Below are 9,336 nucleotides of genomic sequence, written 5' to 3'. Positions count from 1 at the left end.
TTACTAGTGTCCCAAGTATTCAAATCTAAAGAAGCAATCTTGGTAGCAGAAAACATGTACGACATGTTCGTTACCGCACTGGTGTTTAGTTTTTCAATCCCTTCGATTTCCTCTAGTTGACGTAAGTTGGCAAATAAATACCCACTGTCCTTATTCAGAGAAACAGTATCTTCAAATTTGATTTTTTTGATTTTCTTTTCTTTTAATCGATCTCTTTGAATTAATTTTTCGATATTGTGTGTTGAATGAGTTGCAGGGAAATCCCCTTTTTTGAAAGTAAGTGTCTGAGTTGGTTCATCCCAAGTCCAAGGCGTTGTTCCATAAGTTCCTCTAGCGCTAGTTACTTCAACGGTACTACTTGCTGTTTGCTTGCCGTCTTCAGTTTCAGCAGTAATTGTTGCAGTTCCGCTTGCTTGGGCTGTGACTAGTCCTTTTTGATCTACAGTGGCAATCTTTTCATCTGAACTGCGCCAAGTAACTGTTTTGTTGGTAGCGTTATCTGGGGTAATGGTTGCTGTAAGTTGTTCAATTTTCCCTACATCTAGCGAAAGCTTTGCTGGGTTCAGTGTAATATCAATAACAGAGATTTTAGGATTACTAAAGGTTACAGACATGCTATCTTTAGATTCATCATTCACTATAATATCAAATTTAGGATTTTTTCCATCTGGTAATGTACTTGCTGGAACTGTTTTTCTCCCTAATTCAATTGTTTGTTCTTTATTGTGCATGCCGATTCCTTTGTAATAGAAACCATCTAAGCCTCTAAGCATATTACTATCTAATTTAGAGTAGCCAACAACGCCTTGATCTGCTTCTCGGAGCGTAACAATTTGTTTGCCAGCGCCTTCGTTTTTAGGGATATGTTCATTGACATAATAAATTCCGACACCGCCAGAATGGATATAGGGTGCTAATGCTGCATCAAAGCCTTTCATTTGGCGATTTTCAATTAAATAATATTGCTTAGGGTCTTCTGTTTCAACTTTAGCAACATTAAAATTACTTTGTTGAATCTCGTTAATGGTCAGTGTTTGTTCGTTTGTTATAATAGTAGGTTCTATTAGTCCCAATTTTACTTTTGAGTAAGCATCAAAGTGGACTGGATAGGAACCTGGTGTTTTGCCATTCATGGTAGTATGACTATTGGCCATTATGCTATAACTGCCTAAGCCATTTCCTTGGGTGTTGGAAGGATTATATAAATCAGGTAAACCTAAATCATGTCCGAGTTCATGAACGACAGTTCCGATAGTTGATTGAGCATCTGGGTCAGTTAAATACCATTTTCTCTTATCAGTCACTGCTGTATAAGTCCCTACTTTGACGCCATCGACTGAAATCCCTCCGCCCCATCTATGAGGATGTATAGTTGGAGATACACCAGTACTTGCATTTGTTGCACTAGCAGAATAACCGCTAAAGACTGCAAGGACATGTAGTTCATCTGGTGAAAGATACCCATCTTTATTCGTATCATATTGTTTCAGATTTAGTGTTTGATTTTCTTGATTGAGCGCTTCATTAATCATTTGACGAGGCAAAGTAAATTTATCACTTGCGAAGCCTGTATTTGGATGATTTTTGTCTAGTTTAACTTTCACAACGCCATCTACAGTATTTTCTTGCGTATTTTTTACAGGAGTAAATTGAATTAATCCCTTAGTAGCTTCTTGATAAAAATCATTAGCGGAATCTTTACCTGAAGCAAAAATTGTGTTATGCCAATCATTTTTAGTGAATGCCATGGGTGTATCGTTAAATTCTATCATTACAACTAATAAGTTTCTTTTTTGTTGCACATTACGAGATTTCGTTTTTGGTTCTACTACATTTACTTCAGGAATATCTACTTTTATTTTTGATATATCTTTTTCATAAGCGGCATTATCAGGTTTTGCATCAATGCTAAATTTACTGTCTGTAGCAACCAAATGGTTCGTGTTGGCTTCTATAGTAGCGTAATACCAGTAGTTATTTTCACCAAATACTACTAGCTCTTTCGTATTCTCAACAATGGCATATGAAAGCCATTCGTCCCCTTGAACCTCGGCTTTGAATAGCTGTTGTGTTGGTTGCCTTAAATCTACAATACCTCTAGGTTCTACTGGATCTGCCCAAACATTTCCCTGGGAAATAGATAGCATTGTACCAATCAAAGCCATAGAAAACAACCCTTTTACTTTTTTCATAAAAACTCCTCCTTTTATAGGTGATACATTTAAAATATAACATGTATTTATATATATAAATATATCTAAAATTAAGAAATATATAGTGTTTTTTGAGATATGGTTGATTTAATCGCAAAGGTTACTATAAATCATAAGGAGTACAGTAGGGAAAAAGATAATTGGGATATAAGCTAACGCTAAAAAAAAATCCTATTCGAGTAAAAAACACGAATAGAATTTTTTTCAGAACTAGATACTTCGTTCCGTATGGTTTTAAAATATAATATATAAAATAAATTGATGTTAAAAATATAAGGAGCTTATCGGTAACGTTATTTCAATTATTAACTACAAATTATTCGCTTCAATCCCATAATCTTCAGCAATTTTTTTCAAGCTAAAGCCTTTACCAAAAACTTCACTTGCATTCATTGAAACGATAAATGCTTCTTCATCAATTGCTAAGACATTCTCTTTGATCTTAGCAAAATCTTTTTCGCTGATGACGGTCATCATCAACATGCTTGGATTTTTTTGATAACCGCCTTCGATTGGGATCATCGTTAATCCTTTATCCATGTCAACTAAGATTTTTTCTTTGATTTCTGCAAATTTCGGTGAAATAATCAACACATTTTTCGAACGAACAAAGCCGACTTGAACCAAATCCACCACACGTCCAATAAGATATAAACAAATCAATGAGAACAGTACGGTGTCAGTGTTGAACACGAACAGAGCTGATAAAATTACTAATCCATCTACAAATAAAATTGAGACACCTAACGAAACTTTAAAGTACTTATTCACAACTTGTGAAATAATCGCTGTACCGCCAGTTGAGGCATTTCCTCTAAATTCTAGACCTAAACCAATACCTGTTAGGATACCGCCGAAGATCGTCGCTAGAAAAATATTATGAGTTAGTACAGGCAAATGAGTAGTGATCCCGACAAAAAATGGATAAATCAAGCTTCCATAAATTGTTTTGATCCCAACTTCTTTCCCTAAGAGTAAAAAACAAAGGACTAATAAAGGCAAATTGATTGCATATAAAACTAAGGCTGGATTGGTCCCAAATAAATAATTGATCACCACGCTGATTCCATTAGCGCCGCCGGCCACAATTTTGTTTGGCAGTAAAATCGAATTGATCGAAACTGCTAAAATAAAAGAACCAATCGTTACATATAACGTGTCTTGAATTTGTTTTTTCGTAAATTTAATTTTCATAGCTTCCTCCATTTAAAAAGATATCTGGATTTATATGATTGAGTGTTAAATAAGTGCATATGATAAAATCCTCAATATATATCCTTTAGTTATACTATCATGAATGATGGAAAAATATCATGAGATAATTTTAATTTTTTAGTCGATGATTATGGTAAAATTAGAAAGAGTAAAAAAACTGCATCTATTTTAATCAGATAAAAGTCAGGAAACGTTGATCCCATAAAGTTTCATGGTGTTGAATAATGGTTTGTGCATCTAATAGATCATTGTTCAGTGTGGTAGTCAATCCTCTTTTCATCGAACAGGTATAACCTAATCCATGAGCCATACGGATCGTTGTATCAACACAATATTCCGTTTGAGCGCCGCAAAACTCAAGCTCTGTGATTGCATGTTCATCTAATACTTCTTTTAGCTGTGTTTGATAAAAGGAGTTAGCATGGGTTTTACTAACGTAAAAGTCTTCTGGTCGGGCATCAAGTTGGTCAAATAACTGCCAGTTATAATTATTGACGACTAAATCAGAGTCTTCATGCTGAATAAATAGGATAGGTAAATGATTTTTTCGATAATCTGCAATGCGTTGGTTTACTCCAGCTAAAATATCTGTTAAATGAAATAATCCTGTCCCACCATTTTCTAGACCATTTTGGAGGTCAATTACTATCAAGGCTTTACTGTTCATTTTTTACTCCTTATTTTTAACTATTTTTCATTAGTATACAACGAAGTTCGATGAGTTAAAAGCAGATGCTGTAGTAGATAAAACGTGTTTTTTTGAACAATTAAGAGAATATCGTTCATTTTTGACGAAATTTAAGCGAAAATATTCTTTTTACTTCTTTTTTTCTATATAATGGTTAGTAATGGAATAATAACGGTGAAGAAAGGCGACAGTATGAAATTTAGAGAGTTGTTACAGAAAAAAAGTGTACACCCATATGTCATGGCTGCACGTTTTGGATTAGAAAAAGAAAGTCAACGTACGACATTTGATGGTCAACTAGCATTGACCGATCATCCAGAAGCTTTTGGGAATCGTTCGTATCATCCATATATTCAAACAGATTTCAGCGAAACACAAATGGAATTGATCACACCTGTGGCGAATTCAATCAATGAAATGTTGCGCTATCTTGCAGCAATCCACGATGTAGCGATACGTACAATGAATAAAAATGAGATGCTTTGGCCGCTAAGTATGCCTCCAAAACTACCTCTAAAGGATGAAGACATCAAAATAGCCAAACTGGATCAGTTTGAAGGAATACTTTATCGTCGTTATTTGGCGAGAGAATATGGCAAACGTAAGCAGATGGTCAGTGGGATCCATTTTAATTTTGAATATGCAATCGAATTGGTTCAAGAGCTATTTTCAGAACAAACAGAATACGAAACAATTGAAGAATTCAAAAACATTCTATATATGAAAGTATCACGGAATTATTTACGTTACCGTTGGCTGATCACATATCTATTCGGTGCATCTCCAGTCGCTGAGTCTGGTTACTTTACTGAGCGAGAAGAACATCCGAATGTACCAGTCAGAAGTTTGCGTAACAGTTCATTCGGTTATAAAAATAATGAAGATGTTAAAGTGTCCTATGAATCTTTACAGCATTACATCAACGATATTCATCGAATGGTTGAAAATGGCATCTTATCAGAAGAAAAAGAGTTTTATTCAGCTGTTAGACTTCGTGGTGGGCAGCAAATGGCTGATTTACCTAAAACGGGCGTTCGTTATATTGAACTGAGAAATTTAGATTTAAATCCTTTTGCTCCTTTAGGTGTAGATGAAGAATCACTTGAGTTCATTCATTTATTTATGTTGTATTTATTGTGGACAGATGAAAAAGAAGCACCGAATGACTGGGTTGCTACTGGAGACTTTTTAAATGAACAAGTTGCTTTAGGACACCCTTTTGCTCAAGTAAAACTTTTAGCAGAAGGTGATCGGATATTTGCTGAAATGGATGAAATGATTGAATCTTTAGGTCTGTTTAGATTTAAAAAATCAGTAGAAATCCATCGAGCACAGCTAAGAACACCAGATTTAACGATTGCTGGAAAAATGTGGACAATCATTGAAAGCAATTCTAATCAAGAATTAGGAATTGTTTTTGGTAAAGAATATCAAGGAATGGCGTTTGAACATCCCTATCAACTAGCAGGTTTTAGAAATATGGAGTTATCCACGCAACTATTCTTATTTGATATCATACAAAAAGGTGTAGAAGTTGAAATACTGGATGAGCAAGAACAATTTTTAAAACTCAAACATAACGACCATGTTGAATATGTCAAAAATGCTAATATGACTAGCAAAGATAGCTATGTTGTTCCTTTAATCATGGAAAATAAGACAGTCACTAAAAAAGTCTTGGCAGAAGCTGGATTTACGGTGCCTGCGGGCGATGAATTTGATACAATTGAGCGGGCGGAGCAAGCCTATGTTAAATATGCAGAAAAAGCCTTTGTGATTAAGCCAAAGACAACAAATTACGGCTTGGGGATTACGATTTTCAAAGAAGGAGCTTCGCTGACTGATTATACAGAAGCGTTGAACTTGGCATTTAAAGAAGATTCAGCTGTTTTAATAGAAGAGTTCTTGCCAGGAACAGAGTACCGTTTCTTTGTTTTAGATGACCAAGTGCGGGCGATCATGTTACGTGTGCCAGCTAATGTTGTTGGTGATGGGATTCGCTCTGTGGAAGCATTGGTAGCAGAAAAAAATCTAGATCCATTGAGAGGAACGCATCATCGCTCACCATTAGAGTTGATCCAGTTAGGCGATGTGGAACGTTTGATGTTGAAAGAACAAAATTTATTAATAACATCAGTTCCAGACAAAGATCAAATCGTTTATTTACGAGAAAATTCAAATGTCAGCACGGGTGGAGATTCCATTGATGTTACAGACAATTTTGATGAAAGCTATAAGCAAATTGCAGTTGAAGCAGTTCAAGCATTAGGCGCAAAAATCTGTGGAATCGACTTGATTGTTCCAGATAAATCGATAAAAGGAACTAAGAATAGTAAGACTTACGGAATTATAGAAGCAAACTTTAATCCTGCGATGCATATGCATGCTTATCCACATTCTGGTAAGGGACGCCACTTGACGATGGATGTGTTAAAAATGCTTTATCCAGAAGTTTTTGAATAATAAAATATATAAGAGTTTGAGCACATTTTATCTCAAACTCTAGAGTAAAGGATCATCCGATTGTTATACAATCGGATGATCCTTTTTAGTTAGAATAATAGGAAATAAGTAGCATAAAGATATAAAAAAGAGTTATATTTTTTATTTATTTGCAGAAAATATCTTTTTTAGTAACTAAAATCATTCTTTTTGGTATATAATAGATGAGGAATGTACAAATAGAGTATAAGATAGATGGGATTGTTGATAAAAAAGGACAGAGAATCGAACTATTTTAACATAGAAGCATGGTCTTTATTAGTTATTTAATTTAAAACGAAGGTATCTTGAAACTACTTCTTTTGAGATGAAATACTTTACTTATATCAGTCTAAAGCATTTATTTTGATTCGTCTAGCCGTTTTTGTTTCATTTTTTTCTTGTATTACAACAAAAATTGAGAAAAATGTGAAAAAAATATCATTATCTCTTTTATTCTAATTAATCTGTAACGAAAAAACATAGGAATTATATGATATTAGCAAAAAAAAGGATATTATTAGCCGTCAAGGTAGCCGTCATTATTTTATATAAAACTGGAGGGGATTTAGTCAATGAGAAAAGGGGAAAATATTTACAAAAGAAAGGACGGTCGCTGGGAAGGACGTTATATCAAGGGTCGAACAATCGACCAGCGAATTATTTATGGATATATATACGGAAAACAATATTCAGAAGTTAAAGAAAAGTTGTCGGTAAAAAAAGCGCAGTATATTGCATCAGATAAAAGAATCGCTTCTTTTTCAGGAACACTAGAGCAATGGTTTGATTATTGGCTGGATATTCTAATGAAAAGCAAAATCAAAGCATCCTCGTATTCCAACTATAAAGGGAAGATAGATAAATATATTTTACCTTATCTAGGAAATAAAAAGTTAAGCGAGTTGAAATCAGAAGATATTGAATCATTTATTCACTATTTGAATACAATGAATTTGGCTGGAAGTACGATTCGTAGTATTATTGCTATTTTAAAAAGTTCACTAAAAAAAGCAGAATTTGATGAAAAAATAGCTAGTGATCCTTGTACTAAAATTGTATTGCCCACTACAGAAAAACCAGAGATTTCCGCTTTAACATCACAAGCTCAAAAACGTTTAGAATACGTTGCTCTACAGCAAAAAGAGTGTTCGGGAGAAATTATCGCATTGTATACGGGAATGAGAATAGGTGAAATCAGCGGTCTAAAATGGTCTGACATCGATATGGAAAAAGATATTATTCACGTTCGACGTACAATCTCTAGAATTCCATCTCCTACTATCAACGGGAAAACGGAAATAATGATTGATACACCTAAAACTAAAAGTTCCTTAAGAATAATCCCTCTTGCTGTAAATTTAAAAGAGTATTTAATGAGGTGGAAGAAAGATACAACGAGTCAGTATGTCGTAAATTGCAGAGGCAGTTTTACGGAACCAAGAATCATCAACTACAGATTCAAAAAAAATGTTGCACAAGCACAAATAGATGATATTCACTTCCATACATTAAGACATACGTTTGCTACCCGATGTGTTGAAGAAGGCATTGATATTGCTACTTTGAGTAAGATATTGGGTCACTCATCAATAAAAATGACCTTGGATACATATACAGATTCACTATGGGAAAATAGAAAAGCTGCAATAAATATTATTGATAAAAGATTGAGCATCCACTCTTAAACGAGTGGATTTTTTTTTATTCAAGTTCATTATTTAAAGTAAATTCTTGATAAATTACTATATTTTTATTTGTTTTAAACCGTCAGCAAATGGTCAACTTCTTTAAAATTTACTGATAGATAAAGAAAAAAATAGACTTATCTTGAAAGAAGTAGTTTTAAGATAATTTTATTCTGTACATAGAAGAATGAATTAAGACACTGTCGAGTGTGTATTCATATACCCTATTATTATACCTGTCTTCTATAAAAAATAAAAAGAATGTGAATCATGAATTTCAGTTGGTGGAAAGGAGAAAATAGGTTATGTATAAAATAGGTTATGTTTCGTTATCTGTTGCAACAGATAAAGATTACATGAGCATACTGAAAGATACATATGAAAATGTTCATAACATTGAGCAAGAACATGTAATGGGAAAAATCAAAAATGACTTAGATGTTGTCATCATTCAAGATGACGATAATCAATATATAGGTAATGTCTGTGAAATGATCATCCACTTGAAAAAAAGTTTTAGCACATTAGTTTGGATTGTTTCTGAACATTTAACGAAAGCCAATCGTTGCGTCTATCCTAGGCTAGGTGCCGACGGAATAGCTGGAAGTGAATGTGAACCAGCAGAATTAGTTCAATTGATTTCCAATGCGCTGAAACGTCATAGAAATATGTCAGATTTTTCTAGCGTACAATCAACACAGATTTCAAAGAAACATCATCTAAAGGAAGAGGCAAACTTAAAGCTCGTTCCAAGTAATTTTAGTGTGACAATAGATAACAAAGAGATTGACCTGACGAAATTGGAGTATCTAACTATGGAATATCTATATCAAAATATCGGACGAGCGGTCAGCTATGAAAAAATTTATCAAAACGTTTGGAAAGATAACGTAGGGGAACGAAAATACCGAGTATCAAACTTGATTTTTCATTTGCGTAAAAAGATTGAGAAGGATGAAAAATCTCCTAAATATATCAAAACGGTGCGTTCTAAGGGGTATATGCTAGTTGTTTAGTGGTATAAATCAATAATCAAAAATAGTTATTGAAC

Annotated in this window: 6 protein-coding genes; 3 read left to right on the top strand and 3 right to left on the bottom strand. The window is 33.9% G+C overall.

Annotated elements, in window-relative coordinates:
- The 3 genes from JZO69_RS12490 to JZO69_RS12480 all read right to left on the bottom strand — a co-directional run.
- Positions 1 to 2,192, bottom strand: a 2,192-nt coding sequence (locus JZO69_RS12490) for a M6 family metalloprotease domain-containing protein (RefSeq protein WP_207113198.1), incomplete at its 3' end; no start/stop codon positions are given.
- A 330-nt stretch (positions 2,193 to 2,522) separates the two neighbouring features.
- Positions 2,523 to 3,407, bottom strand: coding sequence for a YitT family protein (locus tag JZO69_RS12485; protein ID WP_207113197.1), 885 nt, complete (start codon positions 3,405 to 3,407; stop codon positions 2,523 to 2,525).
- Between the two features lie 193 nt (positions 3,408 to 3,600).
- Positions 3,601 to 4,095 carry a cysteine hydrolase family protein gene (locus JZO69_RS12480; protein WP_207113196.1) on the bottom strand — a complete coding sequence of 165 codons (495 nt, stop codon included), beginning with the start codon at positions 4,093 to 4,095 and terminating at the stop codon, positions 3,601 to 3,603.
- 213 nt (positions 4,096 to 4,308) lie between these two features.
- Between JZO69_RS12480 and gshAB the strand changes: the two genes are divergently transcribed.
- The 3 genes from gshAB (at position 4,309) to JZO69_RS12465 (ending at position 9,301) form a co-directional block, all read left to right on the top strand.
- The gene (gene gshAB, locus JZO69_RS12475; protein WP_207113195.1) at positions 4,309 to 6,579 is read left to right on the top strand and encodes a bifunctional glutamate--cysteine ligase GshA/glutathione synthetase GshB; all 2,271 of its coding nucleotides are present in this window, start codon (positions 4,309 to 4,311) and stop codon (positions 6,577 to 6,579) included.
- 593 nt (positions 6,580 to 7,172) lie between these two features.
- The gene (locus JZO69_RS12470; RefSeq protein ID WP_207113194.1) at positions 7,173 to 8,285 is read left to right on the top strand and encodes a tyrosine-type recombinase/integrase; all 1,113 of its coding nucleotides are present in this window, start codon (positions 7,173 to 7,175) and stop codon (positions 8,283 to 8,285) included.
- Between the two features lie 305 nt (positions 8,286 to 8,590).
- Positions 8,591 to 9,301 (top strand): winged helix-turn-helix domain-containing protein, encoded by a 711-nt coding sequence (locus tag JZO69_RS12465; protein WP_207113193.1) that lies wholly within the window; start codon positions 8,591 to 8,593, stop codon positions 9,299 to 9,301.
- Positions 9,302 to 9,336: the final 35 nt, after the last annotated feature.

The sequence above is a fragment of the Candidatus Enterococcus ikei genome, from assembly GCF_017316105.1.
In the GTDB taxonomy this organism is placed as follows: domain Bacteria; phylum Bacillota; class Bacilli; order Lactobacillales; family Enterococcaceae; genus Enterococcus_L; species Enterococcus_L ikei.
The sequence above is the reverse complement of the archived record's forward strand: the minus strand, read 5'-3'. Positions and strand labels throughout refer to the sequence as shown.

Excerpts from the sequence above, each read along its gene's own strand:
- JZO69_RS12485 (WP_207113197.1), bottom strand. The coding sequence starts at position 3,407 with ATGAAAATTAAATTTACGAAAAAACAAATTCAAGACACGTTATATGTA.
- JZO69_RS12480 (WP_207113196.1), bottom strand. The coding sequence starts at position 4,095 with ATGAACAGTAAAGCCTTGATAGTAATTGACCTCCAAAATGGTCTAGAA.
- gshAB (WP_207113195.1), top strand. The coding sequence starts at position 4,309 with ATGAAATTTAGAGAGTTGTTACAGAAAAAAAGTGTACACCCATATGTC.
- JZO69_RS12470 (WP_207113194.1), top strand. The coding sequence starts at position 7,173 with ATGAGAAAAGGGGAAAATATTTACAAAAGAAAGGACGGTCGCTGGGAA.
- JZO69_RS12465 (WP_207113193.1), top strand. The coding sequence starts at position 8,591 with ATGTATAAAATAGGTTATGTTTCGTTATCTGTTGCAACAGATAAAGAT.